The organism is Streptomyces sp. R818 (genome assembly GCF_056172735.1).
The window spans coordinates 149,739-176,488 of the sequence record NZ_JAOCNE010000001.1 but is presented as its reverse complement, the minus strand read 5'-3'; the positions used below and the strand labels follow the sequence as shown (position 1 = coordinate 176,488).

The window sequence follows — 26,750 nt, the reverse complement described above, 5'->3', positions numbered from 1 at the left end:
GGTGAGGCTCGTCGGTCGGCGACGGTACCCCACGACGTACGGGGCCGAAGTGCTCTCTGTGCAATTGGCCGGTTAGCGTGCAGCCATGAACGAAGACGTACGACTCACCGCCTGGGTGCGAGGGCGCGTCCAACGTGTGGGTTTCCGCTGGTTCACCCGGGCGAGGGCCCTGGAGATCGGCGGCCTGTGTGGTTTTGCTCTCAATCTGGAGGACGGCCGCGTCCAGGTCGTCGCCGAAGGAGAGCGCCAGGCGTGTCAGCAACTCCTGGACTGGCTCCACGGCGACGACACACCCGGGCGCGTCGACGGTGTCACTGAGATCTGGGACACGCCCCGCGGCGGATACGACGGGTTTGCCATCCGCTGACGCGTTGCCGCAGGCGAGCCCTGGTGCGGCCGGGAAAGAGGTGCCGCAGGCAACTGCTCCGGGCAGAAATGCCCTGGTGGTTGCCAAGGCGGGGGACTCGTGGCAGGCTCCGCAGGAACGGATGATCACACGCCCCCAGGGCCCCGGAAGACAGGCCGCGCCGGACGATCCACGGCGCGATGCCACCGGGTTGCCCACCGATACGGGGCGTGATCGTGTTGACCGTCAAACTTTTTGGTGAGACTCTGGAATCCCCGCGCACCTTAGCTGTTTGGCATGTGAGAACGGCCAGCAAGACACAACAAGTGCCAAGCACCGCGGGTGCGATTCCCTCACGACCCACCACCGCTTCGGTCGGTCACTCAGTGTGGAGGACCATCCATCATGGCAAAGGCGCTTCTCGGTTACGTCGGCGGCAGCGACCCGCGACTCCTCGCCGAGATGCGACGGCTTCAGCAGCGTGTTCAGGATCTGGAATCCGAACTCGGCAGGATCCAGGCCGAGAACGACGCGCTCGCGGCTGCCGCTTCTCGCGACTCTCTCATGGAGAGCATCGACGTACCCCAGGCGGAGCCGGCGCTCACCTGATCACGCCCAGCGCAGTGCGTGAGCAGGCTGCTCGTACAGCCGCTTGACAGAGATATGCAAGGGACGCTTCGGCGTCCCTTCTTTCTTTTCCGCCCCGCTCTCCCAGGGCCGCCCCCGCGCCCGAAGCTCATTCTTAACGTCTGATGTGCCCTGCACCTTCACGGGCGAAACCGTGGGTTCATGGAGTGAGACAAGGGTGCCGGGTAGAGTCCGACGGCGTGCATCTCAAGGCCCTCACCCTGCGCGGGTTCAAATCGTTTGCCTCGGCCACCACCCTGCGGTTCGAGCCGGGCATCACCTGCGTCGTGGGCCCCAACGGTTCGGGCAAGTCCAATGTCGTGGACGCCCTGAGCTGGGTCATGGGGGAGCAGGGCGCCAAGTCGCTGCGCGGCGGCAAGATGGAGGACGTCATCTTCGCCGGCACCACCGGGCGCCCGCCGCTCGGCCGCGCCGAGGTCTCCCTCACCATCGACAACTCCGACGGCGCGCTGCCCATCGAGTACGCCGAGGTCACCATCACGCGGATCATGTTCCGCAACGGCGGCAGCGAGTACCAGATCAACGGTGACACCTGCCGCCTCCTGGACATCCAGGACCTCCTCTCCGACTCCGGCATCGGCCGCGAGATGCACGTCATCGTCGGCCAGGGCCAGCTCGACGGCGTCCTGCACGCCGACCCCATGGGGCGCCGCGCCTTCATCGAGGAGGCCGCGGGCGTCCTCAAGCACCGCAAGCGCAAGGAGAAGGCGCTGCGGAAGCTGGACTCGATGCAGGCCAACCTCGCGCGCGTGCAGGACCTCACCGACGAGCTGCGGCGCCAGCTGAAGCCGCTCGGACGGCAGGCCGCGGTGGCGCGCCGGGCCGCCGTCATCCAGGCCGACCTGCGCGACGCGCGCCTGCGGCTGCTCGCCGACGATCTCGTACGGATGCGGGAGGCGCTCAGCGCCGAGGTCGCCGACGAGGCCGAGCTGAAGCAGCGCAAGGAAGCGGCCGAGGACGAGCTGAAGAAGGCGGTGCTGCGCGAGGGGCACCTGGAGGACCAGGTGCGCCAGCTGACGCCCCGGCTCCAGCGGGCCCAGCAGAGCTGGTACGAGCTGTCGCAGCTCGCCGAACGGGTGCGCGGCACGATCTCGCTGGCCGACGCGCGCGTGCGCAGCGCCGCCTCCGCGCCGGCCGAGGAGCGGCGCGGCCGCGACCCCGAGGATCTGGAGCGCGAGGCCGCCCGGGTGCGGGAGCAGGAGGCCGAGCTGTCGGCGGCGCTCGAAGCGGCGCAGGTCGCGCTCGACGAGACCGTCGCCCACCGCGCTGAGCTCGAGCGGGAGCTCGCGGTGGAGGAGCGGCGCCTCAAGGACGTCGCCCGCGCCATCGCCGACCGGCGCGAGGGCCTCGCCCGGCTCCAGGGCCAGGCCAACGCCGCCCGGTCGCGGGCCGCTTCCGCGCAGGCCGAGATCGACCGGCTCGCCGCCGCCCGGGACGGGGCGCAGCAGCGGGCCGACGCCGCGCAGGAGGAGTACGAGCAGCTCAAGGCCGAGGTCGACGGGCTCGACGCCGGGGACGAGGAGCTCGTGGCTCAGTTGGAGGAGGCCAAGTCCGCGCTCGCCGAGGCCGAATCCGCGCTGTCCGCCGCGCGCGAAGCCGCCACGTCGGCGGAGCGCAAGCGGGCCGCTGTCGCCGCACGCCACGAGGCGCTCGCGCTCGGCCTGCGCAGGAAGGACGGCTCGGGCGCGCTGCTCGGCGCGCGGGAGCAGCTGACCGGCGTCCTCGGTCCCGCCGCCGAGCTGTTGACCGTGACACCGGGGTACGAGGTCGCCGTGGCGGCGGCGTTCGGTGCGGCCGCCGACGCGATCGCCGTGGCCACCCCCGCGTCGGCAGCGGAAGCGATTCGCCTGCTGCGCAAGCAGGACGCGGGCCGGGCGGCGCTGCTGCTCGCGGGCGGCCCCGATCTGCGGGAGACGTCCGCCGGAGGCCCGCCCCCCGCCGCCGATCTCGTGCGTGGCCCCGCCGAGCTCATGGCCGCCGTACGCCACCTGCTGCGCGGCATCGTCGTCGTAGGGACGCTTGAGGACGCCGAGGACCTGGTGTACGCGCGGCCCGAGCTGACCGCGGTGACCGCCGAGGGTGATCTGCTCGGCGCCCATTACGCGCAGGGCGGGTCCGCCGGGGCGCCGAGCCTCCTGGAGGTGCAGGCGTCGGTGGACGAGGCCGCCGCCGAGCTGGAGGAGCTGGCCGCGCGCTGCGAGGAGCTGGCCGAGGCGCAGCACGCGGCGACCGAGCGGCGCGGCGAGTGCGCCGCGCGCGTGGAGGACCTGGGACAGGGGCAGCGCGCCATAGAGCGGGAACGTTCCGGCCGGGCCCAGCAGCTCGGGCGGCTCGCCGGGCAGGCGCGCGGCGCCGCGGGGGAGGCCGAGCGCGGCGCCGCGGCGGCGGCTCGGGCGCAGGAGGCGCTTGAGCAGGCCGCGATGGACGCGGAGGAGCTGGCCGAGCGGCTGGCGGTGGCGGAAGAACAACCCGCCGATGAAGAACCGGACACCTCCGTGCGCGACCGGCTCTCCGCCGACGGCGCCAACGCCCGTCAGACCGAGATGGAGGCCCGCCTCCAGGTACGTACGCACGAGGAGCGGGTCAAGGGGCTCGCCGGGCGGGCCGACTCGCTCGACCGGGCCGCCCGTGCGGAACGCGAGGCACGCGCGCGTGCCGAGCAGCGCCGCGCCCGGATGAAGTACGAGGCCGCCGTCGCCGAGGCCGTGGCGTCCGGGGCCCGGCAGCTGCTCGCGCACGTCGAGGTGTCCGTCGCCCGCGCCGACGAGGAGCGCACCCTGGCCGAGCGCGCCAAGGCGGAGCGGGAGCGGGAGCTCGTCGCCGAGCGGACCCGGGGCCGCGATCTCAAGGCGGAGCTCGACAAACTCACTGATTCAGTTCACCGAGGCGAGGTACTAGGAGCGGAGAAGCGGCTGCGCATCGAGCAGCTGGAGACGAAGGCGCTGGAGGAGTTGGGTGTCGAACCGGCCGGGCTCGTCGCGGACTACGGTCCGGCGAAGCTCGTGCCGCCCTCGCTCCCCGCCGAGGGCGAGGAACTGCCGGAGGACCCGGAGCATCCGCGCAACAAGCCGCGGCCCTTCGTCCGTTCGGAGCAGGAGAAGCGGCTCAAGTCCGCCGAGCGCGCCTATCAGCAGCTCGGAAAGGTCAATCCGCTGGCCCTGGAGGAGTTCGCGGCACTTGAGGAGCGCCACCAGTTCCTCAGTGAGCAGCTGGAGGACCTGAAGAAGACCAGGGCCGACCTCCTTCAGGTGGTGAAGGAGGTCGACGAACGCGTCGAGCAGGTCTTCACCGAGGCCTACCGCGACACCGCGCGTGAGTTCGAGGGCGTCTTCAGCCGGCTGTTCCCGGGTGGTGAGGGGCGGCTGATCCTGACCGATCCCGACAACATGCTCACGACGGGCGTGGATGTCGAGGCCCGTCCGCCGGGCAAGAAGGTCAAGCGGCTGAGCCTGCTCTCGGGCGGCGAGCGGTCGCTGACCGCCGTGGCCCTGCTGGTCTCCATCTTCAAGGCGCGGCCCAGCCCGTTCTACGTGATGGACGAGGTCGAGGCCGCTCTCGACGACACCAATCTGCAGCGCCTGATCCGCATCATGCAGGAGCTGCAGGAGGCCTCCCAGCTCATCGTGATCACGCACCAGAAGCGCACGATGGAGGTGGCCGACGCGCTGTACGGGGTCTCCATGCAGGGCGACGGGGTGTCGAAGGTGATCAGCCAGCGGCTGCGCTAGCGCCCCACCTCCTCGGGCAACCTTCAAGTCTTGAACTCAACTGCCACTTCCATGCCTGATAACTCACACCAGTCTCACTATTGACTTCGAAACTTGAAGGCATAGTCTCTGCAACGTTGCTTTTACCTTCAGGTGGTGAGCCGCGTGCAGTTGTGCGCCACTGGAAGGGCTCGCCCCCACCCCCGGCAGCGAAGCCGGTGGCCCGAGGAGTACACGTGACCAGCACTGAGGCACCTTCGTCAGGAGCCAGAAACGCCCAGCCCGATCACCTCGGGCACGTCATCTTCATCACGGCCGCGGCCGCGATGGGCGGCTTCCTGTTCGGCTACGACAGCTCCGTGATCAACGGTGCGACCGTCGCCATCCAGCACAAGTTCGACGTCAGCGCCGACACCCTGGGCTGGATCATCGCGTCCGCGCTGCTCGGCTGCGCCGTCGGTGCCGCCATCGCCGGACGCATCGCCGACCGCATCGGCCGTATCCGCTGCATGCAGATCGCCGCCTTCCTGTTCGCGATCAGCGCCATCGGCTCCTCGCTGCCCTTCGCGGCCTGGGACCTGACCATGTGGCGCGTCATCGGCGGCCTCGGCATCGGCATGGCGTCGGTGATCGGCCCGGCCTACATCGCCGAGGTGGCCCCGCCCGCGTACCGCGGCCGACTGGCCTCGTTCCAGCAGGCCGCGATCGTCATCGGCATCGCCGTCTCCCAGCTCGTCAACTGGGGCATCCTGAACATGGCCGACGGCGACCAGCGCGGCAAGCTGGCCGGCCTGGAGGCCTGGCAGTGGATGCTCGGCGTCATGGTCATCCCGGCCCTGCTCTACGGTCTGCTCTCCTTCGCGATCCCCGAGTCGCCGCGCTTCCTGATCTCCGCGGGCCGGCGCGACCAGGCCAAGAAGGTGCTCGCCGAGGTGGAGGGCACCGGTATCGACACCGACGCCCGCGTCGCCGAGATCGAGCACGGCATCCGCAGCGAGCACAAGTCGTCCTTCAAGGACCTGCTCGGCGGCAAGTTCGGCTTCCTGCCGATCGTCTGGATCGGCATCTTCCTGTCGATCTTCCAGCAGCTCGTCGGCATCAACGTGATCTTCTACTACTCGAACCAGCTGTGGCAGTCCATCGGCAAGGACCCCTCCAGCTCGTTCCTGTACTCCTTCGAGACGTCGATCGTGAACATCATCGGTACGGTGATCGCGATGATCTTCGTCGACCGCATCGGCCGCAAGCCGCTCGCGATCATCGGCTCCACCGGTATGGCCGCCGCCCTGTTCACCGCGGCCTGGGCCTTCTCCTACCGCACCGGCACCGGCGACAACGTCTCGCTGCCGAACGCGCAGGGCCTGACCGCGATCATCGCCGCCAACGCCTTCGTCCTCTTCTTCGCCCTGTCCTGGGGCGTCGTGGTCTGGGTGCTGCTCGGCGAGATCTTCCCCAACCGGATCCGCGCCGCGGCGCTCGGTGTGGCGGCCTCGGCCCAGTGGCTGGCCAACTTCGCCATCACCAAGACCTTCCCGTCCATGTCGGAGTGGAGCCTGAGCGGCTCGTACATCATCTACGGCGCCTTCGCCGCGATCTCCATCCCGTTCGTCATGAAGTTCGTGAAGGAGACCAAGGGCAAGTCCCTGGAGGAGATGGGCTGACCGGCCCGCTCCCCGTCCGTGCCTGTCCTCGCGACAGGCCGCAGACCCGGGGAGGTGGGTCAAGTCCCCGCTGCCACCTCCCCGTTTCACGTCACTGCCCCGGTTCACCGGCCCGCGCGATCAGGCCTTGAGCCGGGGCAGCACGTTTTCGCAGAACAGATGCAGGCTGCGCCACCCCTCGTCGAGGGGCATGCCGCCCGACAGCGGGTGCAGTACGTAATGGTCGAGCCCCTGTGCGAGACACTCCTCCGGCGTCACGATCCGGTAGACGCCCTCGGCGCGCAGCTCCTCGACCGTCGTCGCCCCCGATTTCACGGCCGAGCGGATGTCGGTGGACTGCCACGACGCGTAGGTCCGCGCCTCGTGCAGGAAGTGCGCGCCGTGCTCGGCCCAGGTGCGGTCCGGGTCCTCCGACAGGTGCAGCAGCGAGGTGTTCTCGGCGGGCATCATGGTCCAGCCTTCGGTGCCGTATTCGGCGAGCCGCTCCTTGTAGTACGTGTCGAGGTCCGGCAGGTGCGCGCTAGGGAAGAACGGCAGGCCGAACCGGGCCGCGCGGCGCGCCGCCGCCCGCGAGGAGCCGCCGACGAGCAGGAGCGGATGCGGCTGGGTGTACGGGCGCGGGGTGACGCGGACCTGCCGCCCCCGGAAGGTGAACTCCTCGCCGCTCCACGCCTTCAGCAGGGTGTCGAGCAGCTCGTCCTGGAGTGCCCCGCGCCGCGTCCACTCCACGTCGAACTGCGCGTACTCCTGCGGCCGGTACCCGATCCCCGCCACCGTCACGAGCCGCCCGCCGCTCAGCAGGTCCAGTACGGCGATGTCCTCGGCGAGCCGCAGCGGGTCGTGCAGCGGGCCGATGATCGCGGAGACGGTGACCGCGATGCGGCGGGTGGCGCCGAGGACCGCGCCCGCGAAGGTGAACGGCGACGGCAGCCAGTTGTCGGCGGCGCCGTGGTGCTCCTCGGTCTGCACCGTGTCGACGCCCCGGCCGTCGGCGTACGCGGCCATCTCGACCGCCGCCTTGTAGCGGGCGCCCAGCGACTCGGGGGTGGCGCCGGGCTCGACGAGGTTGAACCGTACGACGGAGACGGGCATGGACAAGTCCCCCTTCACGCGAGTGCGGGCGAAGGGGGACGGTAGCTGACGGGGCGTCAGACGGCCAGGGGTGCGGGCTCCGCGCTGTCCGCCGGGGCCGTGGTCGTGTCCACGGGCTTCGGCAGCGCCAGGTACAGCAGGCCCGAGACGACGATCGTGACGATCCAGCCGAGCCCGTACTCGCCGATGAAGTTGTTCGTGGCGAGCGGCCCGGTGAACCAGTCCGACGTGGTGAAGAGCAGCCCGGCGACGAGGCCGACGGCCCAGGCGGCGACGGCCGCGGGGGAGAAGCCGCCCTTGTACCAGTAGGCGCTGGTGCGCGTGGTGTCGACGAGTGCGGCCGGGTCGTAGTGCTTGCGCTGGAACATGTCCGCGCCGAAGACGCCGACCCACGCGGAGAACGCGACCGCGAGCAGCGACAGGAACGCGATGAACGAGCCCATGAAGCTGGTGGCGACGAGCATCAGGATGCCGCCGAAGATCAGCGAGATCAGCGCGTTGACCGAGACGGCCCAGTGGCGCGGGACCTTGAAGCCGAGGGTCTGCGCGGTGAAACCGGCCGAGTACATCGACATGGCGTTGATGAGCAGCATGCCGACGAGCGCGATCAGCAGGTACGGCACCGCGATCCACATCGGCAGGATCTCGCCGAGGAAGGAGACCGGGTCGGCGGCCGAGGCGAGGTCGGGCGTGGAGACCGCCATGACCGCGCCCATCAGGACCATCGGCAGGACGACGATGCCGGCGCCCCCGATCGAGTGACCGACGATGGCCTTGGAGGAGGCGCTGCGCGGCAGGTAGCGGGTGAAGTCGGGGGAGGCCGGGATCCAGCTGACGCCGCCGGCGGCGATCAGGCCGATGCCCGCCACCATCAGGGACGTCTTGCCCGCGGGCTGGTCGAACACCTGGGACCAGTCGGTGTCGACGATCAGGTAGACCAGGACCAGCGCCGTGAACAGGCCGAAGAGGTAGGTCGCGTACTTGTTGCACTTCTGCACGGCGTTGATGCCGAGGCCCGAGATCGCGAACGTGGCGACGACGAAGCAGAGCAGCGTGACGATGACCAGGAAGTCGTTCTGCTTGATGTCGAACAGGATGTCCAGGACGGTCAGCACGGCGTACGCGCCCGTCACCGCGTTGATCGTCTCCCAGCCCCAGCGGGCGACCCAGATGAGTGAACCGGGGAGCAGGTTGCCGCGCTGGCCGAAGACCGCGCGCGACAGCGCCATACCGGGCGCGCCGCCCCGCTTGCCCGAGATGCCGATCAGGCCCACAAGCCCGTACGACACGATCGGCGCCGCGATCGCGACGACGATGGCCTGCCAGAAGTTGAGCTTGTACGCCACGACGAGGCTCGCGCCCATCGTGAGCAACAGCACGCTGATGTTGGCCGCGACCCACGTCGGGAAGAGCTCGCGGGTCTTGGCGGTGCGCTCGGCATCGGGGACGGGCTCGATGCCGCGCGTCTCCAGGGCGCCTTCGGATTCGGCGGTCTTGCTCATGCGGTGGGGTTCCGTGCCTCTGTGGGGTGGGGCGGAGGGAGAGTGCGCGAGGGGCGCGCGGAGGGCGAGTCCGCAACGGCTCGCGAAGTGAAGCTCGCGAGGGACTCTACGCGCGTTGATGCGACCTCTTCCATCGTAGTTTAGTCCGAGTAATACCTTGCGGAGTCCTTTGTCCCTTGGAGGATGCGACGAGAACGGCTCCGCAAGGGCCCCATGGCTGATACTGGACGGGTTATGGACATCGTCATCCTTGCTGTAGTCATCGCCGTGGTCGTGATCGGCGCGCTCGGCGGGCTCGTGGTCGGCAGCCGCAAGAAGAAGCAGCTGCCTCCGCCGCCGCCCTCGGCGCCCGACATCACCACCGCCCCGCCCACCGAGCCGCACGTCGGCGACGAGGCCGAGACGCCGCGCGACGAAGCGCGGCGCACGATCGAGGAGGTCGACCTCCCGGTCGCCGAACCGGTCACCGAGGAGGTCGTCGAGGCTCCGGCCGCTCCGGCGGTCGAGGTACCGGAGCCCACCGCGGGCCGCCTGGTCCGCCTTCGCACCCGGCTCTCCCGCTCGCAGAACGCGCTCGGCAAGGGACTGCTCACCCTGCTGTCCCGCGAGCACCTCGACGAGGACACCTGGGAGGAGATCGAGGACACGCTGCTCACCGCCGATGTCGGCGTGCAGCCCACGCAGGAGCTGGTCGACCGGCTGCGCGAGCGCGTGAAGGTGCTCGGCACCCGCACCCCCGAGGAGCTGCGGGCGCTGCTGCGCGAGGAGCTCCTCACGCTGCTCGTCCCCGAGTTCGACCGCACGGTCAAGACCGACTCGAACCTGGACACTCCGGGCATCGTCATGGTCGTCGGCGTCAACGGCACGGGCAAGACGACCACCACCGGCAAGCTCGCGCGCGTGCTCGTCGCCGACGGCAAGAACGTGATGCTCGGCGCGGCCGACACGTTCCGCGCCGCCGCCGCCGACCAGCTGCAGACGTGGGGCGAGCGGGTCGGCGCGAAGACGGTGCGCGGGCCCGAGGGCGGCGACCCGGCGTCCATCGCGTTCGACGCCGTCAAGGAGGGCATCGCCGCGGGCGCCGACGTCGTGCTCATCGACACCGCGGGCCGTCTGCACACCAAGACCGGCCTGATGGACGAGCTCGGCAAGGTCAAGCGCGTCGTCGAGAAGCACGCCCCGCTCGACGAGGTGCTGCTCGTGCTCGACGCCACGACCGGGCAGAACGGGCTCGTGCAGGCGCGCGTCTTCGCCGAGGTCGTCGACATCACCGGCATCGTGCTGACCAAGCTGGACGGTACGGCCAAGGGCGGCATCGTCGTCGCGGTCCAGCGGGAGCTGGGCGTGCCGGTCAAGCTGATCGGTCTGGGCGAGGGCCCCGACGACCTGGCGCCGTTCGAGCCCGAGGCGTTCGTGGACGCGCTGATCGGGGAGTAGCCCGGACGGAGCCCAAAGGGGGCCGGGAAGGTGCGAGCACCTTCCCGGCCCCCTTTCTCACGCCCAAGCGGCGGTGTCGGTTACGCGCAGCGCGAGCGGTGCGCCACGTACGCCAGCGTCCCGAGGAGCAGCCGCGCCTGCGGCGGCTGGGTCGCCGTGTCCAGGGACGGGGCGCGCAGCCAGGTCGCCGGGCCGAGCCCCGCGCGGTCGGAGGGCGGGGCGGTGATGAACGCGCCGGGGCCGAGCGCGTGCAGGTCGAGCGCCGCGTCGTCCCAGCCCGTGCGGTAGAGCAGTGACGGGAGCTGGGCGGCCGCGCCGGGCGCCACGAAGAAGTGCGCGCGGCCCTCCGGGGTGGCGATCACCGGGCCGAGCGGAAGGCCCATCCGCTCCAGACGGATCAGGGCGCGGCGGCCCGCCGGCTCGGGTACGTCGATGATGTCGAACGCGCGGCCGATCGGGAGCAGCACCGAGGCGCCGGGGAACCGGCTCCAGGCATCGGTCACCTGGTCGAGGGTGGCGCCGGCCGGGACCACCGCCGTGGGGTCGAGCGGATGCGCGCCGGGCGCCGGGCAGTCCGCCTTGCCGCAGGAGCAGTGGGGCCCTGCCGCCCGCGCCCCCGGCACCACGTCCCAGCCCCAGAGCCCGGTGAACTCCGCCACCGCGGTGCAGGCCGATGCGCGGCCGGACGTACGGCCGCGACGACGTGACCCGGAGCGCATCTCGCGAATGCCGCCGATCGTGAAGCCCATGCCCCCTCCAACGGGTACTGCGCGCCGGTGGTTACGTGACGGAATCGGATCGTTACCCAGTGTGCGCGAGCCGCCTGGTCGGGGCGGCGGTGAGTCGCATCCGGGGTGGTGCGCCCGGCGTCGTGCGCCCTCGCGCACTCCGTTTCGCCGACTTCCGGCTGTCCTATGTCAAGTGAATCGCGTGTGGCGCGCCTTGAGTTCATTCGAAGGGGTGGCGAATGGTGGCGTTTCCACGTTCACCCTCGCCGGAGGGGTGATCGTAGGATTACTTTCAGTACACGGATCCTCGGGGTACATGCACCCGTGGGTATGCCGCAGGCAAGTCGCTTTCCTGTTCGACGAGTGACAACTGACGGACAGGAGCCCCGAGTTGGCGGCATTCTGATAGGGCTTGCGGGTAGGGCTTCGCAGAGGAAGCGGCCGACAGGACGTGGCGTTGAGTTGAGTGCTTTAGACGGTTCAAGGGATGGGGGCGTTCCAGTGGGCGGCAGCGGCGGAAGCGTGACGAACGCTGAGAAGCGCCCGAACGAACTGCTCGGCTCGTGGTTCGTGCGCAGCGGCTGGTCGAAGGGCGAGCTGGCGCGCCAAGTGAACCGGCGAGCCCGGCAGTTGGGCGCCAACCACATCTCCACCGACACCTCGCGTGTGCGGCGTTGGCTCGACGGGGAGAACCCGCGCGAGCCGATCCCACGCATCCTCAGCGAGTTGTTCTCGGAGCGGTTCGGCTGCGTGGTCGCCGTCGAGGACCTCGGACTGCGCGCCGCGCACCAGGCGCCCTCGGTCTCCGGCGTCGACCTGCCGTGGACCGGGCCGCAGACGGTCGCGCTCATCGGCGAGTTCTCGCGCAGCGACCTGATGCTGGCGCGCCGGGGCTTCCTCGGCAGCTCCCTCGCGCTCGCCGCGGGCCCCTCGCTCATCGAGCCGATGCAGCGCTGGCTCGTGCCGGGCCCCAGCGGCGCCTCGTCCGCTCCCGACCCCGACACGGCCGCGCAGCGCCGGGGGAACCGTCTCTCCAGGCCCGAACTGGACCTGCTGGAGTCCACCACCGTCATGTTCCGCCAGTGGGACGCCCAGTGCGGCGGCGGCCTGCGCCGCAAGGCGGTCGTCGGACAGCTGCACGAGGTGACCGACCTCCTCCAGGAACCGCAGCCCGAGGCCACCACCAAACGCCTGTTCAAGGTCGCGGCCGAACTCGCCGAGCTGGCCGGATGGATGAGTTACGACGTCGGCCTGCAGCCCACCGCGCAGAAGTACTTCGTGCTCGCCCTGCACGCCGCCAAGGAAGCGGGCGACAAGCCGCTCGGCTCGTACGTCCTGTCCAGCATGAGCCGCCAGATGATCCACCTGGGCCGCCCCGAGGACGCCCTGGAACTCGTCCACCTCGCCCAGTACGGCAGTCGGGACTGCGCCAGTCCGCGCACCCAGGCCATGCTGTATGCGATGGAGGCCCGCGCGTACGCGAACATGGGCCAGCCCGGCAAGTGCAAGCGGGCCGTGCGGATGGCCGAGGACACCTTCGCCGACGCCGACGAGTGGGACGACCCGGACCCCGACTGGATCCGCTTCTTCTCCGAGGCCGAACTCCACGGCGAGAACAGCCACTCCTTCCGCGACCTCGCCTATGTGGCCGGGCGCAGCCCCACCTACGCGTCGATGGCCGAGCCGGTGATGCAGCAGGCCGTCGACCTGTTCGGCAAGGACTTCGAGCACCAGCGTTCGTACGCGCTGAACCTGATCGGCATGGCCACGGTGCACCTGCTCCAGAAGGAGCCCGAGCAGGCCACGGTCATGGCGGAGCAGGCCCTCGGGATCGCCAAGAAGGTCCGCTCCGAGCGCGTCAACACCCGTATCCGCAAGACCGTGGACACCGCGGTCCGCGATTTCGGGGACGTCGCCGAAGTCATCCAGCTGACCGAACAACTGGCCGTCCAACTGCCCGAGACCGCCGAAGCCGCGGTCTGACACCCCACAAACGCCGGCCGCGGCCGACCGTCCCCGTTACAGCCCGACTCGGCTCCCCCATGCCAGGTCACCGGAGACGGAAAGCCGCGGCCGGTCCGCTGTGCCGCCACTTCATGCAGGCGTAACACCCACGACCTCTTCGTCACTGCGCCGAAACATCGAGGGGCCCCCGCCGAAACCGCGCTGGGCCAGAGTCTGGCGCATAACCGGCCCACCCTTCATGGCCGCCGCCAGGCTTCGCCGCACGGGGCCGTACCGACGACGAGGAGACGCCGATGGCACCTGCCGCCATCACGCTCGCCGCAGAAGCGCCGAAACTCTCTGCCGCGAACACAGGCTTCATGCTGATCTGTTCCGCCCTGGTGATGCTCATGACGCCGGGTCTCGCCTTCTTCTACGGAGGCATGGTCCGCGTCAAGAGCACCTTGAACATGCTGATGATGAGCTTCATCAGCCTCGGGATCGTCACGATCCTGTGGGTGCTGTACGGCTTCTCGATCGCGTTCGGCACCGACAAGGGGTCGCTGCTCGGCTGGGACAGCGACTTCGTCGGCCTCAGCGGGATCGGCCTGACCCAGCTCTGGGACGGCTACACGGTCCCCGTCTACGTCTTCGCCGTCTTCCAGCTGATGTTCGCCATCATCACGCCCGCCCTGATCAGCGGCGCCCTCGCCGACCGCGTCAAGTTCACGGCCTGGGCCCTGTTCATCACGCTGTGGGCCACGATCGTGTACTTCCCCGTCGCCCACTGGGTGTGGGGCACCGGCGGCTGGGCCTTCGACCTCGGCGTCATCGACTTCGCGGGCGGCACGGCCGTGCACATCAACGCCGGCGCCGCGGCCCTCGGCGTCATCCTCGTCATCGGCAAGCGCGTCGGCTTCAAGAAGGACCCGATGCGGCCCCACTCGCTGCCCTGGACGATGCTCGGCGCCGGTCTCCTCTGGTTCGGCTGGTTCGGGTTCAACGCCGGATCGTGGCTCGGCAACGACGACGGCGTCGGCGCGCTGATGTTCGTCAACACGCAGGTCGCCACCGCCGCCGCCATGCTCGCCTGGCTCATCTACGAGAAGCTCCGCCACGGCGCCTTCACCTCCCTCGGTGCCGCCTCCGGCGCCGTCGCCGGACTCGTCGCCATCACCCCCTCCGGTGGTGCGATCTCGCCGCTCGGCGCGATCGCCGTCGGCGCCATCGCCGGTGTGCTGTGCGCCATGGCCGTCGGCCTCAAGTACAAGTTCGGCTACGACGACTCCCTCGACGTCGTCGGCGTCCACCTGGTCGGCGGTATCGCCGGCTCCCTGCTCATCGGCTTCTTCGCCACGGGCGGCGGCCAGTCCGACGCCCAGGGCCTCTTCTACGGCGGCGGCCTCACCCAGTTCTGGAAGCAGTGCGCCGGTGTCGGCGGCGTCCTCGCCTACTCGCTCGTCGTCTCCGCCCTCCTCGCCCTCCTCATCGACAAGACCCTCGGCATGCGGGTCGCCGAGGACGACGAGGTCGCCGGGATCGACCAGGTCGAGCACGCCGAGACCGCCTACGACTTCACCGGCGCGGGCGGCGGCTCCCTGGCCCGCACCGCCGTGCCCGCCACGCCCGCCGCGCAGACAGCCCAGAACACGAAGAAGGTGGACGCATGAAGCTCATCACCGCGGTCGTCAAGCCGCACCGGCTCGACGAGATCAAGGAGGCCCTCCAGGCCTTCGGCGTCCAGGGCCTGACCGTCACGGAGGCCAGCGGCTACGGCCGCCAGCGCGGCCACACCGAGGTCTACCGCGGCGCCGAGTACACCGTCGACCTCGTACCCAAGATCCGTATCGAGGTCCTGGTCGAGGACGACGACGCGGAGCAGCTCCTCGAAGTCGTCGTGAAGGCCGCGCGCACCGGCAAGATCGGCGACGGCAAGGTCTGGGCGGTCCCCGTCGAGACGGCGATCCGCGTCCGGACCGGCGAGCGCGGGCCGGACGCGCTGTAATCGGCGCGACCAGCGATTCGACCAGCGATCCGACGCTGAGCAGGACGGGAGCCGCCGCGTGGCGAGTGGGAACGATGTACGGACCGAAGCAGCGGACGACCGGCCCAGCGGCTACGCGGCGGCCCGGCTGCGCCTCCTCCAGGACGGGGCGCGGTCCGGGCCGCCGCGCCGTACCGCCCTCGCCGAGCTGACCGACGACTGGCTGACCGGACTCTTCGGCGCCGGGACGCCGGGCGGCGGCGTCTCGCTCATCGCCGTCGGCGGCTACGGGCGCGGCGAGCTCTCCCCGCGCAGCGACCTCGACCTGCTGCTCCTGCACGACGGCTCGGCCGACCCGGGCGCGGTCGCCGCGCTCGCCGACCGCATCTGGTACCCGGTGTGGGACCTCGGCCTCGCCCTCGACCACTCCGTGCGCACACCCGTCGAGGCGCGCAAGACCGCGGGCGACGACCTCAAGGTGCAACTCGGCCTCCTCGACGCCCGCCACCTCGCCGGCGATCTCGGCCTCACCGCCGGACTGCGCACCGCCGTCCTCGCCGACTGGCGCAACCAGGCACCCAAGCGCCTTCCCGAACTGCGCGAACTGTGCGAGGAGCGCGCCGCACGCCAGGGCGAGCTGCAGTACCTTCTCGAACCCGATCTGAAGGAGGCGCGCGGCGGCCTGCGCGACGCCACCGCGCTGCGGGCCGTCGCCGCGTCCTGGCTGGCCGACGCGCCGCGCGAGGGCCTCGCCGACGCGCGCCGCCGCCTGCTCGACGTGCGCGACGCCCTGCACCTGTCCACCGGCCGGGCCACCGACCGCCTCGCCCTCCAGGAACAGGACCAGGTCGCCGCCGAACTCGGACTGCTCGACGCCGACGTGCTCCTCCGACAGGTGTACGAGGCCGCGCGCACCGTGTCCTACGCCAGCGACGTGACCTGGCGCGAGGTCGGCCGGGTCCTCAAGTCCCGCTCCGTGCGGCCCCGGCTGCGGGCCATGCTGGGCGGCGGCAAGTCCGCGCCCCCGGAGCGCTCGCCGCTCGCCGAGGGCGTCGTCGAGATGGACGGCGAGGCCGTGCTCGCGCGCGCCGCCCGGCCCGAACGCGACCCCGTGCTCCCGCTCCGCGCCGCCGCCGCGGCGGCCCAGGCCGGGCTCCCGCTGTCGCTGCACGCGGTCCGGCGGATGGCCGCCGCGACCCGGCCGCTCCCCAGCCCGTGGCCCGCCGAGGCCCGCGAACAGCTCGTCACACTCCTCGGCGCGGGCCGCACGACCGTCGACGTGTGGGAGGCGCTGGAGGCCGAGGGGCTGATCACACGGCTGCTGCCCGACTGGGAGCGGGTCCGCTGCCGGCCGCAGCGCAACGCCGTGCACACCTGGACCGTCGACCGGCACCTCGTCGAGACCGCCGTCCGCGCCTCCGAGCTGACCCGCCGCGTGGGCCGGCCCGACCTGCTGCTCGTCGCCGCGCTGCTGCACGACATCGGCAAGGGCTGGCCCGGCGACCACTCCGTCGCGGGCGAGGTCATCGCGCGGGACGTGGCGGCGCGGATCGGCTTCGACCGGGCCGATGTCGCCGTCCTCGCCACCCTCGTCCGCCACCACCTGCTGCTCATCGAGACCGCCACCCGGCGCGACCTTGAGGACCCGGCGACCGTACGGGCCGTCGCCGACGCGGTCGGCTCGCAGGGCACGCTGGAGCTGCTGCACGCGCTCACGGAGGCCGACGCGCTGGCCACCGGCCCCGCCGCGTGGTCGTCGTGGCGCGGCTCCCTCGTGACCGACCTGGTCAAACGGGTCTCCGCGGTGTTGGCCGGGGCCGCTCCCGAGGACCCGGACGCCTCCGACAGCGCCGAGCCCACGGCCGAGCAGGAGCGGCTCGCCGTGGAGGCGTTCCGCACGAAGGGCCCGGTCCTTTCGCTGCGTACGCAGCCGGAGGCGGCGCCCGAGGCCGCGCCTAAGGCGGAGGCGGCCCAGTCGGTGGAGCCGGAACCGCTGGGCGTGGAGCTGCTGATCGCCGTGCCGGACCAGCCGGGTGTGCTCCCCGCCGTGTCGGGCGTCCTGGCGATGCACCGGCTCACGGTGCGCACGGCGGAGCTGCGCTCGCTGTCGCTGCCGGGCGAATGGGGCCAAGGGGCGCCGCCCTCGGTCCTGCTCCTCAACTGGCGGGTCGCCGCCGAGTACGGTTCCCTCCCGCAGGCCGCCCGGCTCCGCGCCGATCTCGTCCGCGCTCTCGACGGCTCGCTCGACATCGCGGCGCGGCTCGCCGAACGGGACGCGGCCTATCCGCGACGCCGCGGCACGGTGGCGCCACCGCCCCGGGTCACCGTCGCGTCGGCGGACTCCCGCCTTGCGACGGTCATCGAGGTACGGGCCCAGGACGCCCCGGGCCTGCTGCACCGCATCGGGCGCGCGTTCGAAACGTCCGGCGTACGGGTGCGCTCCGCGCATGTCTCGACCCTGGGCGCGAACGCGGTCGACGCCTTTTACGTCACCGGGCTGCAAGGCGCGCCCCTGCCTTCGGAGGAGGCGGTATCGGTGGCACGCACGGTCGAGAAGGCGCTGCAGACGGGAGCGGGGTCCGGCGGCTGAGCTGCGGTGTTGCGGTTCGGGGGGCGGGCTTTGGCTTTGTCGGTAATGCGCCGCTGCCGCCAGGTTGCGGGGCGGGGCTTGGCCTTGTCGGCGGCGTGCGCCTTTGAGTAGGCCCTCCGGCCGGGCGGGGCGGTCGGCCGAGGTGCCAAGTCCGTCCGCGCGTCCTTGGCGAGGGACCACGGCCGGGCATGGCGTCTGGCAGCCGCAGCCGCAGCCGCAGCCGCGACCGCAACCGGCAGCGGCACCGGCACCGGCAGTGGCGTCGGCACCGGCAGCGGCAGTGGCGTCGGCACCGGCAGCGGCAGCGGCAGCGGCAGTGGCGTCGGCACCGGCACCGGCACCGGCACCGGCCAAGGCCGTGCGGCCCGCCGCCGGTGCCACCCCGCCCGAGGGCAGACCCCGCCCCGGCGAGCGCCGCTCGCAGACGCGCCGCAGGGCGCGGAGCGTACCCGTACCACCTGTCCGCTTGCGGTGTCCCCGACGGGGCGCTGACCCAATCCGTCGCGGCAGATACCCTGGAAGGCCACCTGTCCGTAGAGCCACCCGACCCGAGGATTCGCGACCGCCGTGTTCGACACTCTTTCCGATCGCCTCGCAGCGACATTCAAGAATCTCCGCGGCAAGGGTCGCCTCAGCGAGGCGGACATCGACGCCACGGCGCGCGAGATCCGGATCGCCCTCCTTGAGGCCGATGTGGCGCTGCCCGTCGTCCGCGCCTTCATCAAGCAGGTCAAGGAGCGGGCGGCCGGTGCCGAGGTCTCCCAGGCGCTGAACCCCGCCCAGCAGGTCATCAAGATCGTCAACGAGGAGCTCATCGGCATCCTCGGCGGCGAGACCCGCCGGCTGCGCTTCGCCAAGACCGGCCCGACCGTGATCATGCTCGCGGGTCTGCAGGGTGCCGGTAAGACGACGCTCGCGGGCAAGCTCGGCCACTGGCTCAAGACCCAGGGCCACTCGCCGCTGCTCGTCGCCTGCGACCTCCAGCGCCCGAACGCCGTGAACCAGCTCAGCGTCGTCGCCGAGCGCGCCGGCGTCGGCATCTACGCCCCGGAGCCGGGCAACGGCGTGGGCGACCCCGTCAAGGTCGCCAAGGACTCCATCGAGTACGCGAAGTCCAAGGTCTACGACGTCGTCATCGTCGACACCGCGGGCCGCCTCGGTATCGACCAGGAGCTGATGCAGCAGGCCGCGGACATCCGCGACGCGGTCTCGCCGGACGAGGTCCTGTTCGTCGTCGACGCGATGATCGGTCAGGACGCGGTCAACACCGCCGAGGCCTTCCGCGACGGCGTGGGCTTCGATGGTGTCGTCCTCTCGAAGCTCGACGGCGACGCGCGCGGTGGTGCGGCCCTCTCGATCGCGCACGTCACCGGCCGCCAGATCATGTTCGCCTCCAACGGCGAGAAGCTGGACGACTTCGACGCGTTCCACCCGGACCGCATGGCGTCCCGCATCCTCGGCATGGGCGACATGCTCACGCTGATCGAGAAGGCCGAGCAGACCTTCTCGCAGCAAGAGGCCGAGAAGATGGCCTCGAAGCTGGCCTCCAAGAAGGGCCAGGACTTCACGCTCGACGACTTCCTGGCGCAGATGGAGCAGGTCAGGAAGATGGGCTCCATCTCCAAGCTGCTCGGCATGCTGCCGGGCATGGCGCAGATGAAGGAGCAGGTCAACAACCTCGACGAGCGCGACGTCGACCGTACCGCCGCCATCATCAAGTCGATGACCCCGGCCGAGCGCGCCGACGCCTCGATCATCAACGGCTCGCGCCGCGCCCGTATCGCCAAGGGTTCCGGTGTCGAGGTCAGCGCGGTCAAGAACCTCGTCGAGCGGTTCTTCGAGGCCCGCAAGATGATGTCCCGCATGGCCCAGGGCGGCGGCATGCCGGGGATGCCCGGTCTGCCCGGCATGGGCGGCGGCGGTGCCCGGCAGAAGAAGCAGGCGAAGAAGGCCAAGGGCAAGCAGCGCTCCGGCAACCCGATGAAGCGCAAGCAGCAGGAGCAGGAGGAGGCCGCCCGGCGTGCCGCCGCCGCCGAGGCGGGCGGCGCGCTCGGTCTGCCCGGCGCCGGTCAGGACGCCAAGGACTTCGAACTGCCCGACGAGTTCAAGAAGTTCATGGGCTGACACCATGATCCGGTGACCTTTCCGTACGCGGAGGGGAGAGGGGCGCTCGCTGCTGCGGGCGCCCCTCACCCCTGTACGGAGGTCCCTTGTACGGCCATCCGCTGAGCGGCGATCCGTACGGAGGTGATCAGGCGGCCCGCGTCGAGGCCACCCGTATCTCCGTGCCGTTGGCCAGCCCCGCCGGATCGAGGCCCAGCGCCGCCGCCGCGGTGGCGCCCACGTCGGCCAGACTCGTCGCGTCCGGCATCAGCTCGGCACCGTGCGCCTCGGGGTGGTGGATCAGCACCGGGACGTACTCGCGCGTGTGGAAGGCGTGCCCGATCGTCGGGTCGTTGCCGTGGTCCCCGGTGACGATCAGTCGGTCGCCGGGCTCGGAGAGCAGGGAGAGCAGCGCGGCGAGGCCCGCGTCGACCTGCTCCAGAATGCGCCCGTAGCGCTCGGTGTCCTGCTGGTGGCCCGCGAGGTCGGACTCCTGCACGTTCGCCACGACCAGCGCGTCCCCCTCGGCCCGTACCGCTTCGAGCGTGTGCGCGAGGACCTCGGCCGTGTCCACGGCGGGCCGCCGCACGGCCGCCTCGCAGGCCAGGATGTCCGCCGCCTTGCCGACGAGCGTCACCGGCACACCTGCCCGCGCCGCCAGGTCCGGGAGCTGACGCGTGTGGTCGAGGCCGGCGCCGAGGTGCTGCACCTGGAGCCCGCCGTTGCGGTAGAAGCCGGACGCCGGGGTGTCCAGGCCGACCGTGCCGCCGTCGCCCGCGCGCACGTACGCGTCCAGCGACTCCTCCGCATGGCCGCCGACCGCGATGACGCGGGCGACCGGGGCGACCGACCGCACTGTACGGGCGATGGCGAGGATCCCGGCGAAGTCGACGTCGTCGAGGCGGCCCGACGCGTTCCAGTTGATGCCCGGGTCCGCCTCCAGGTTGTCGTGCACGAGAACCGTGCCGTCCACGATCAACAGCGGCTCGCCGTCGAGCGGCTCGACCTTGTGGCCCGCGCCCGTGAGCGCCCGGGTGACGTCTTCGAGGTGCTCGGCGAGCCGCGCCACCGTCACCCGGCTGAAGTCCGCGCCCATCATCGTCTGGTGTCCGGCGAACGTGTCCGCCCCCGGGTAGCCGAGCGCGGCCCTCCCTACGGCCACCGGCAGATGTGTGCGCCGGGCCAGGTCGGGGTGCCGGTGGACCAGGCCGAGGCCGAGCGCGCCGAGCACGGGCAGCCGCAGCGGCCTGCCGAACGCCTCCCGGCACCGGTCGAGGACGTGCCCGCAGGTGTCCGCGGCCAGGTCGCCGGGGCGCAGCGTCCCCGCGTCCGCCATCGCGCCGACGCCGAACCCGTCCACCACCACGATCACGGTCTTGCTCATGAGACGGCCTTCCCTTGCGCGTCGTACAGTCCGGCCAGACGCGGCTCGCCGGACGAAAGTCCGGCCACGACCGCGACCGTCGAGCGCGTCACGAAGATCTGCGTGCGGAACGCGAGCAGCGCGGTGTCGCCCGCCCGCACGTCCGCACCGGTCTCCGGAGCGTCGAGCAGCCGGTAGTAGTCGATGTTCTGCGGCGGCGCGTCCTGCACCGCAAGTCGCAGGCCCGTGCGGGGGAGCAGCGCCGACCTGATGTGGGAACGCGCGTAGAAGCCGCCGCCGAAGACCGCGGGCCGGCCGTCGGCGAGGGTGTGCGCGACCTCGGTGACGTACACGTACGCGGGCGTCTCCGGCTGGCCGGGGTCGCGCGCGTGCAGCGGGGTGGTGCCGGTGAGGGAGTGGCCGGGTTCGCCGTGCGTGGCGCCGAGTTCGGCCAGCAGCGGGAGCGTGGCCACGGAGGTGGCGCTGGGCGCGCTGAGCTTGAGCTCCTCATGTCCGCGCGCCGCCACTATCTGCCGCGCCTTGAGCGCGATCTCGAAGTTCGGCGTCGGCGCGGGCAGGCCTGTGACCGGATCGCACAGCACGCACGGGAACGCCGTGACGCCCGCGATCCGCACCCCGGGCAGCCGCTCCACCTCCACCGCGAACTCCTCGATGCCGGTGAGCGGGACCCCGCCCTCCTGCCCGGGGTAGACGGCGCCCTCCGCGCCTTCGAGACGGACCAGCACGTCCTGGACGAAGCCGAGGCGCAGCGCGGCCTCGGACACCGCCCGCGCGTTCGCCGCGTCGTACACGGTCACCGTCTCCGGGCGCCACGCCAGCATCTCGGGCAGCGCCCGGTGCGGGATCTGGACCAGATGCCCGAGGTTGCCGGCCCGCGCGCCGGCCGCGTGCAGAGTGCGGGCCTCTGGCGGGTCGATGGCCGCGTACTTGGGGATGTGCCTGGCGATCGCCTTGATCAGCTCGGGGTTGCGGCCGAGCTGCTTCACGACGAACCAGAGGTCCAGGCCGAGCCGCTCGGCCTCAGCGGCGAGCAGTGCCGCGTTCCCCTCGATCGCGTCGAGGTCCATCACGTAGGTGTCCGGCGGGATCGCGCCGCGCCGGTGGAGATCGGTCGCCGCGTCGATCAGCGCGGGGTTGCGGGCGAGCAGGCTGTCGAGGAACACGGTCGGTCAGTCCTTGCTGAGTTCGAGGAGGGAGCGGCGCAGGACGGAGACGACCAGATCGGCACCTGCCCGCATCGGGTTGATCCGGACCGTCCAGTCGGCGAGCTCCGGGGCGTCGTCGAGGGAGGAGCTGGACATGCGGTAGAAGAGCGGCGCAATCTCGTACCGCGAGTTGGAGCCCACCGGATAGGGCGCCGCCCCGAACTTCTCCGCGACCGCGGGCAGCTCACGCGCGACGGGCCGGTCGAGGCGCACCAGCAGGCAGCGGTCCTGCGCGTTGGCGATCCGCACGTCGGTGACGCCCGGCACCTCGCCCGCCGCGAGACGCTCGGCGACCTCCGCGCCGACCCTCGACTGCAGCGCCCACATCACCGGTACGTGCGTGAGCGCGCGCAGCGCGTCGAGCGCCTGGTGACCCTGGACCTGGCCGCCGCCCGAGTAGTTGTCCGCGCGGACGTGCTCGACGAGGTCACGGGCGCCCACCACGGCGCCCACGCCTTCCGGGCCGTGCAGCTTGAAGAGGGAGAAACAGGACGCGTCGGCGCCCAGCTCGACGCCCGCCTCGGGGACCCGGAACACCGCGTAGTTGTCGTCGACGACGGTGCGCACCCCGGCCTCGCGGCAGGCGGCCAGGACCTCCCCCGGGTCGTAGGAGTCACCGAGCCGCTGGCGCGTGTGCTGCACGTACGCCCAGCGGAACCGGCCGGAGCCCAGAGCGGCGCGCAGCGCGTCGAGGTCGTTGAAGTCGACTTCGTGCGTCCGGACGCCGAGGCCCCGCAGGGTGACCTCGGTGGTGCGGTAGACGGGCGCGCGATGGATGAGCAGCGGATCGCCCGCGCTCACCGCCGCGCTCGCCGCCGCGTTCAGCGCCGCGCGGATGGCGCCGGTGCCAGCGCCCTGCACCAGGGCGGCGTCCTCGGCGCCGAAGTAGTCGGCGAGGACGGCCTCCACCTGGGCGGTCGTCCTGGGCCGTCCGAGGCCGGGCACCACCCCGGCGTCCGCGGAGAACAACTCGGCGCCCCGGAAGTGCGCGGCCGTGCATTCGAGGAGCCGGAACTGCCGTGCAGCGGCTTCCTCGACGGGGACGGTGGCGAGCGGATAGGTCGTGGGAAGGGACGGCACCGAGGGAGGGTTCGGTCGGGGCATGGTCAGATCTCCTCCGTGCTCGCGCCGGTCAGGAAGCGCAGCGGGTTGCGCCGGGTCATCAGGTCGATCAGGTCGTCGTCCACTCCGGCGGCCCGCAGCTTCGGCAGGAACGAGCGGAACAGATGCCCGTACCCCTGTCCGCCCTCCGACTCCAGGTACGCGTGGCGGGAGATGTCGCAGCTGAGCAGGGCCCGGTCGGCGTACCCGGCCTCGATGAGGCCGAGCACCAGACGCAGCCGGGTGTCGTCGCTCTGGTAGCTCTCCTTGCCGACGGTGTCGAAAGCGACGTACGCGCCGCTCGCCGCCAGCTCCTTGTGCACGCCCGGGTCGTCCAGGAGGTCCTGGTGGCCGACGGAGACGCGGTGTGCGGGCAGGCCCTCGGCGGTGAGCAGCTCCAGCTGGGCGAGACCGCCGCGCCCGAGCTGGGCATGTGTGGCGACGGAGAGACCAGTGGTGACAGCGGCTCTGGCGGCGGCGCGCAGCGAACGGGTCTCGGGTTCGCTCGGTACGTCACCGTGGCTGCCGACCTCGCCGAGGACACCGGGCCGGATGCCGCTCGGGCCGAAGCCGCCCTCGATCTCGCGCACGAGGCTCTCCGTGAGCTGCTCCACGCTCGCCGACGCCAACTCCGGAGTGTGGAACGGCTCGTAGTACCAGCCGGTCGCCGCGACGACCGCGACCCCTGTCCTTCGCGCGAGCGCGGCGAGCGCGCTCGGGTCGCGCCCCATGCCGCGGCAGGTCAGCTCTATGACGAGGGAGAGGGCGAACTCGTCGCGCAGCGCCACCAGTTCGGCGGCGACGGCCGGACCGTGCCGCTCGGCGTGGAGCACGGCGCCGCCGTCGCCCTCGCGGTCCAGGTTCAGGACGAGGTGCTCGTGGGCGAGAGCGGGGCCGCGGACAGCTTCGTGGGAAAGGGGTCCCGTGACGGTGTGGAGGGTGGCGGTGGGCATGGTGGGTGTTCCTTTCCGGCGAACTGACCCCGGCGGCCCGGGTGGTGCGATCGGCCCTGGTCGTCGGCCGCTCACCCCTTTCAACGGTCCGCGTTCCGCAAAAGTTACACGTAGAGTGACGAAATCTGGGGTGAGTTTTACGGAACGTAGCGCTCCGGGTGGTGGCGGCCCCGTTCTGAGGGAACCGCCCCCTCAACGACGGGACCGAACCGTTGGCGAACCCCTCACGACTTGACCGGAGTGAACAGGTCGAGCCAGTACAGGACGTTGAGCAGGATGCCGCCGACGATCACGGCCGCGGGCGCCGCCGCCATCCGGACGACGGGCCGGCCCATCGCCTCGTTGAGCAGGTAGAGGCCGCCCACGACGAGGATGCCGAGTCCGGCGCCCATCGCGTTCGCCGCCATCAGCGAGCCGAACAGGATCGCCAGTTGCAGCGTGTCGGTGATCGCGCTGCGCAGATGCTCCGACGAGTCGCGCACGCTCGGCAGCTTGCCGAGGAACTTGCCGATGTAGGAGAGGGCGAGAACCTCTGCGGCGAAGACGAGAGCACCGACGACGGCCGCGAGGAACGGGTTCGGCAGCAGGTAGCCGATGGGGTAGACGAGCGTGAAGCCCGCGATGCCGTACGCGCCGGAGGCCAGGGCCGTCGTCGCGATCAGCGGGATGAAGCCGAAGACCCGGTAGAAGTCGACCTGGGCCGCCTCCCCGTACTGCCCCTTGGCGATCAGGAAGCTGGTCGCCTCGCCGCCGCCGAATATGTGCATCTGGGCCAGGACGCAGACGCCCGCGCCGAGCACCATGAACAGCGGCAGGTACTTGCGAAGGCGCGCCGCGCTCGCGCTGAACAGGGACGCCATGGGGTCGTCACCGAGGGCGACCTCCTCCACGGCGTTCGCCCGGTCCGCCTTGCGCTGCCTGAGGTCCTTGGCGATCGCGAGGCCGATCAGCATCAGGACGCCGACGGCCATGGCGATGGCGCCCGCGAAGACGTTCGGCCACAGCTTCATCGTCATGACGACCAGGGCGAGTTCGAGGACGCCCGCGACACCGCCCCACTTGCGCCCGAACTGCTTGGTGATGGCGAGCACCGGGAACAGCGTGAACAGGAACAGGATCGGCGTCGACATCTGCTGCATCGCGGTCAGGAAGTCGACCGGCAGATCGTGCGCCACGTTGTTGGCGCCGTTCAGGCCGAAGACGACGACCGCGCCCCAGGCCGCGCCCAGGATCGGCGCGAGCCACTTCTTGGGGGAGAGGATGCCCAGGATGTCGGTGGGCAGGAACACCAGCCACGGGTTGAGGACGCCCGTGGACAGGGCCATGGGCGCGCCGAGGCCGAAGATGAACCCGGCCGACAGGCCGAAGGAGACCGCCGTGGTGGCGCTGCGGGTGGACCGCCCCTGGATGAAGTCGAGCATGAAGGGGCGCACGCCGTCGTTGAAGACGGCGAGTGCCATGTGCGAGATGAACGCGGTCAGCGCGCACAGGGCGATCACGGTGAGCTGCTGCGCGAGGCTGAAGTCGAGGTCTGCACCGGCGGCGATGACGGTGCCCGTGGCTGTGTTCATGGTGTGTCCTACGCGGCTACGAGCGAGCCGCGATCGCCCGCGCGAGCAGCGGGGCGATCCGGTCGATCTGGTCCATGGAGAAGCCGAACACCTTCTTGCCGTCCGCGAGGAGGGCGCCGACCTCCTCCTCGGTCGGTACGCCACGCCCGAAGGTGTGGCAGGCGGGCTGTCCCATCAGGCCGACGAGCACGCCGAGGGAGGCTCCGGCGCCGGTGTGGCAGGTGCCCAGGAAGTAGTCGGCCTGGCCGGCGCGCAGCTTCATCGCCGCGTCCATGTCGCTGGAGACGACGACCTCGACGCCGTCGAGACCCAGCCCCTTGACCGTGTCGGCCACTTCGACCTTGCCGACGCCGCCGGTGAGGATCTTCGTCATGTCTGGTTCCTTCTTTCTGGGGCCCGGACGGCCCGGGGTCGGGCTCAGCGGGCGGGCTGCTGCGCCAGGACGGCGAGGTGCATGGCCAGGAAGTTGATCTCGGACTCGGGCAGGGTCCGGCCGAACGCGGCACGCGCGCGTGCCGCGAGGAGCCGGGCGCGCGTCACGGCGTCGGGATGGTCGGCGAGTTCGGCGGCGACCTGGTCGTCCGTGAGGAACTGCTCGATCGGGGCGCCGTCCACGAGCCGGGTGAGCGCCATCATCAGATGGCTGGTCAGCATCCCGGCGCTCTCCTCGGTGACGGTGTTCCCCTCGTTCTCGAGGGCCGCGAGCTCGGTGGTCACGAACGCGGCGACCTCGGGCCCGACCTGGCCGCCCTCCTGGAACAGCCGGATGCGGAGCGCTAGTTGGTCATCCATGG

The 26,750-nt window shown here is 71.3% G+C and carries 20 protein-coding genes; 10 read left to right on the top strand and 10 right to left on the bottom strand.

The features are described 5' to 3' along the window. Window positions 1-85: 85 nt before the first annotated feature. The 4 genes from N5I75_RS00730 (at window position 86) to N5I75_RS00715 (ending at window position 6,362) form a co-directional block, all read left to right on the top strand. Window positions 86-367, top strand: coding sequence for an acylphosphatase (locus tag N5I75_RS00730; protein ID WP_476673179.1), 282 nt, complete (start codon window positions 86-88; stop codon window positions 365-367). Window positions 368-751: 384 nt separating this feature from the next. Next, the gene (locus tag N5I75_RS00725; protein WP_399063255.1) at window positions 752-955 is read left to right on the top strand and encodes a hypothetical protein; all 204 of its coding nucleotides are present in this window, start codon (window positions 752-754) and stop codon (window positions 953-955) included. 218 nt (window positions 956-1,173) lie between these two features. Next, window positions 1,174-4,722: a chromosome segregation protein SMC gene (gene smc, locus N5I75_RS00720; RefSeq protein ID WP_476673177.1), complete on the top strand. Its 3,549-nt coding sequence runs from the start codon at window positions 1,174-1,176 to the stop codon at window positions 4,720-4,722. A gap of 215 nt (window positions 4,723-4,937) precedes the next feature. After that, window positions 4,938-6,362, top strand: coding sequence for a sugar porter family MFS transporter (locus tag N5I75_RS00715; RefSeq protein WP_476673175.1), 1,425 nt, complete (start codon window positions 4,938-4,940; stop codon window positions 6,360-6,362). A 120-nt stretch (window positions 6,363-6,482) separates the two neighbouring features. Here the strand turns inward: N5I75_RS00715 and N5I75_RS00710 are convergent, their stop codons facing one another. Together N5I75_RS00710 and N5I75_RS00705 are read right to left on the bottom strand one after the other, a co-directional pair. Beyond that, window positions 6,483-7,454 (bottom strand): LLM class flavin-dependent oxidoreductase, encoded by a 972-nt coding sequence (locus N5I75_RS00710; RefSeq protein ID WP_476673174.1) that lies wholly within the window; start codon window positions 7,452-7,454, stop codon window positions 6,483-6,485. Between the two features lie 56 nt (window positions 7,455-7,510). Further along, entirely contained in the window at window positions 7,511-8,956 is a 1,446-nt protein-coding gene (locus tag N5I75_RS00705; protein WP_476673172.1) for a cytosine permease, read from the bottom strand. 234 nt (window positions 8,957-9,190) lie between these two features. Between N5I75_RS00705 and ftsY the strand changes: the two genes are divergently transcribed. After that, the gene (gene ftsY, locus N5I75_RS00700; RefSeq protein WP_476673170.1) at window positions 9,191-10,393 is read left to right on the top strand and encodes a signal recognition particle-docking protein FtsY; all 1,203 of its coding nucleotides are present in this window, start codon (window positions 9,191-9,193) and stop codon (window positions 10,391-10,393) included. Window positions 10,394-10,473: 80 nt separating this feature from the next. Here ftsY and N5I75_RS00695 read toward each other — a convergent pair whose 3' ends face one another. Next, on the bottom strand, window positions 10,474-11,142 hold the full coding sequence (locus N5I75_RS00695; RefSeq protein ID WP_476673168.1) for a bifunctional DNA primase/polymerase: 669 nt from the start codon (window positions 11,140-11,142) through the stop codon (window positions 10,474-10,476). A 480-nt stretch (window positions 11,143-11,622) separates the two neighbouring features. Here N5I75_RS00695 and nsdA point away from each other — a divergent pair, with 480 nt between their 5' ends. The 5 genes from nsdA to ffh all read left to right on the top strand — a co-directional run bounded on the left by nsdA (window position 11,623) and on the right by ffh (window position 19,763). Further along, the gene (gene nsdA, locus N5I75_RS00690; RefSeq protein ID WP_476673166.1) at window positions 11,623-13,104 is read left to right on the top strand and encodes a transcriptional repressor NsdA; all 1,482 of its coding nucleotides are present in this window, start codon (window positions 11,623-11,625) and stop codon (window positions 13,102-13,104) included. 275 nt (window positions 13,105-13,379) lie between these two features. Further along, a complete protein-coding gene (locus N5I75_RS00685) occupies window positions 13,380-14,735 on the top strand; it encodes an ammonium transporter (protein ID WP_476673164.1) in 1,356 nt (451 codons plus the stop codon). Next, entirely contained in the window at window positions 14,732-15,070 is a 339-nt protein-coding gene (locus N5I75_RS00680) for a P-II family nitrogen regulator (protein ID WP_361065033.1), read from the top strand. Before N5I75_RS00685 ends, N5I75_RS00680 begins: the two co-directional genes overlap by 4 nt. A 58-nt stretch (window positions 15,071-15,128) precedes the next feature. After that, a complete protein-coding gene (locus tag N5I75_RS00675) occupies window positions 15,129-17,639 on the top strand; it encodes a [protein-PII] uridylyltransferase (protein ID WP_476673162.1) in 2,511 nt (836 codons plus the stop codon). A 567-nt stretch (window positions 17,640-18,206) separates the two neighbouring features. Continuing rightward, window positions 18,207-19,763 (top strand): signal recognition particle protein, encoded by a 1,557-nt coding sequence (gene ffh / locus N5I75_RS00670; protein ID WP_476673160.1) that lies wholly within the window; start codon window positions 18,207-18,209, stop codon window positions 19,761-19,763. Between the two features lie 127 nt (window positions 19,764-19,890). Here the strand turns inward: ffh and N5I75_RS00665 are convergent, their stop codons facing one another. From N5I75_RS00665 to N5I75_RS00635, 7 genes are all read right to left on the bottom strand, one after another. Further along, window positions 19,891-21,126 (bottom strand): phosphopentomutase, encoded by a 1,236-nt coding sequence (locus N5I75_RS00665; protein WP_476673158.1) that lies wholly within the window; start codon window positions 21,124-21,126, stop codon window positions 19,891-19,893. Beyond that, window positions 21,123-22,289 (bottom strand): alanine racemase, encoded by a 1,167-nt coding sequence (locus N5I75_RS00660; protein WP_476673156.1) that lies wholly within the window; start codon window positions 22,287-22,289, stop codon window positions 21,123-21,125. Before N5I75_RS00660 ends, N5I75_RS00665 begins: the two co-directional genes overlap by 4 nt. Window positions 22,290-22,295: 6 nt before the next feature. After that, on the bottom strand, window positions 22,296-23,435 hold the full coding sequence (locus N5I75_RS00655) for an aminotransferase class V-fold PLP-dependent enzyme (protein ID WP_476673154.1): 1,140 nt from the start codon (window positions 23,433-23,435) through the stop codon (window positions 22,296-22,298). A 2-nt stretch (window positions 23,436-23,437) separates the two neighbouring features. Further along, window positions 23,438-24,385 carry a phosphotriesterase family protein gene (locus tag N5I75_RS00650; RefSeq protein ID WP_476673152.1) on the bottom strand — a complete coding sequence of 316 codons (948 nt, stop codon included), beginning with the start codon at window positions 24,383-24,385 and terminating at the stop codon, window positions 23,438-23,440. Between the two features lie 224 nt (window positions 24,386-24,609). Next, window positions 24,610-25,956, bottom strand: coding sequence for a YhfT family protein (locus tag N5I75_RS00645; protein WP_476673150.1), 1,347 nt, complete (start codon window positions 25,954-25,956; stop codon window positions 24,610-24,612). A 16-nt stretch (window positions 25,957-25,972) separates the two neighbouring features. Then, window positions 25,973-26,329 carry a DUF2620 domain-containing protein gene (locus N5I75_RS00640; RefSeq protein WP_476673148.1) on the bottom strand — a complete coding sequence of 119 codons (357 nt, stop codon included), beginning with the start codon at window positions 26,327-26,329 and terminating at the stop codon, window positions 25,973-25,975. Between the two features lie 44 nt (window positions 26,330-26,373). Beyond that, window positions 26,374-26,748 carry a PRD domain-containing protein gene (locus tag N5I75_RS00635; RefSeq protein WP_476673146.1) on the bottom strand — a complete coding sequence of 125 codons (375 nt, stop codon included), beginning with the start codon at window positions 26,746-26,748 and terminating at the stop codon, window positions 26,374-26,376. Between the last annotated feature and the right edge of the window lie 2 nt (window positions 26,749-26,750).

Excerpts from the sequence above, each read along its gene's own strand:
- N5I75_RS00730 (WP_476673179.1), top strand. The coding sequence starts at position 86 with ATGAACGAAGACGTACGACTCACCGCCTGGGTGCGAGGGCGCGTCCAA.
- N5I75_RS00725 (WP_399063255.1), top strand. The coding sequence starts at position 752 with ATGGCAAAGGCGCTTCTCGGTTACGTCGGCGGCAGCGACCCGCGACTC.
- N5I75_RS00710 (WP_476673174.1), bottom strand. The coding sequence starts at position 7,454 with ATGCCCGTCTCCGTCGTACGGTTCAACCTCGTCGAGCCCGGCGCCACC.
- N5I75_RS00705 (WP_476673172.1), bottom strand. The coding sequence starts at position 8,956 with ATGAGCAAGACCGCCGAATCCGAAGGCGCCCTGGAGACGCGCGGCATC.
- ftsY (WP_476673170.1), top strand. The coding sequence starts at position 9,191 with ATGGACATCGTCATCCTTGCTGTAGTCATCGCCGTGGTCGTGATCGGC.
- N5I75_RS00695 (WP_476673168.1), bottom strand. The coding sequence starts at position 11,142 with ATGGGCTTCACGATCGGCGGCATTCGCGAGATGCGCTCCGGGTCACGT.
- N5I75_RS00685 (WP_476673164.1), top strand. The coding sequence starts at position 13,380 with ATGGCACCTGCCGCCATCACGCTCGCCGCAGAAGCGCCGAAACTCTCT.
- N5I75_RS00680 (WP_361065033.1), top strand. The coding sequence starts at position 14,732 with ATGAAGCTCATCACCGCGGTCGTCAAGCCGCACCGGCTCGACGAGATC.
- N5I75_RS00665 (WP_476673158.1), bottom strand. The coding sequence starts at position 21,126 with ATGAGCAAGACCGTGATCGTGGTGGTGGACGGGTTCGGCGTCGGCGCG.
- N5I75_RS00655 (WP_476673154.1), bottom strand. The coding sequence starts at position 23,435 with ATGCCCCGACCGAACCCTCCCTCGGTGCCGTCCCTTCCCACGACCTAT.
- N5I75_RS00650 (WP_476673152.1), bottom strand. The coding sequence starts at position 24,385 with ATGCCCACCGCCACCCTCCACACCGTCACGGGACCCCTTTCCCACGAA.
- N5I75_RS00645 (WP_476673150.1), bottom strand. The coding sequence starts at position 25,956 with ATGAACACAGCCACGGGCACCGTCATCGCCGCCGGTGCAGACCTCGAC.
- N5I75_RS00640 (WP_476673148.1), bottom strand. The coding sequence starts at position 26,329 with ATGACGAAGATCCTCACCGGCGGCGTCGGCAAGGTCGAAGTGGCCGAC.
- N5I75_RS00635 (WP_476673146.1), bottom strand. The coding sequence starts at position 26,748 with ATGGATGACCAACTAGCGCTCCGCATCCGGCTGTTCCAGGAGGGCGGC.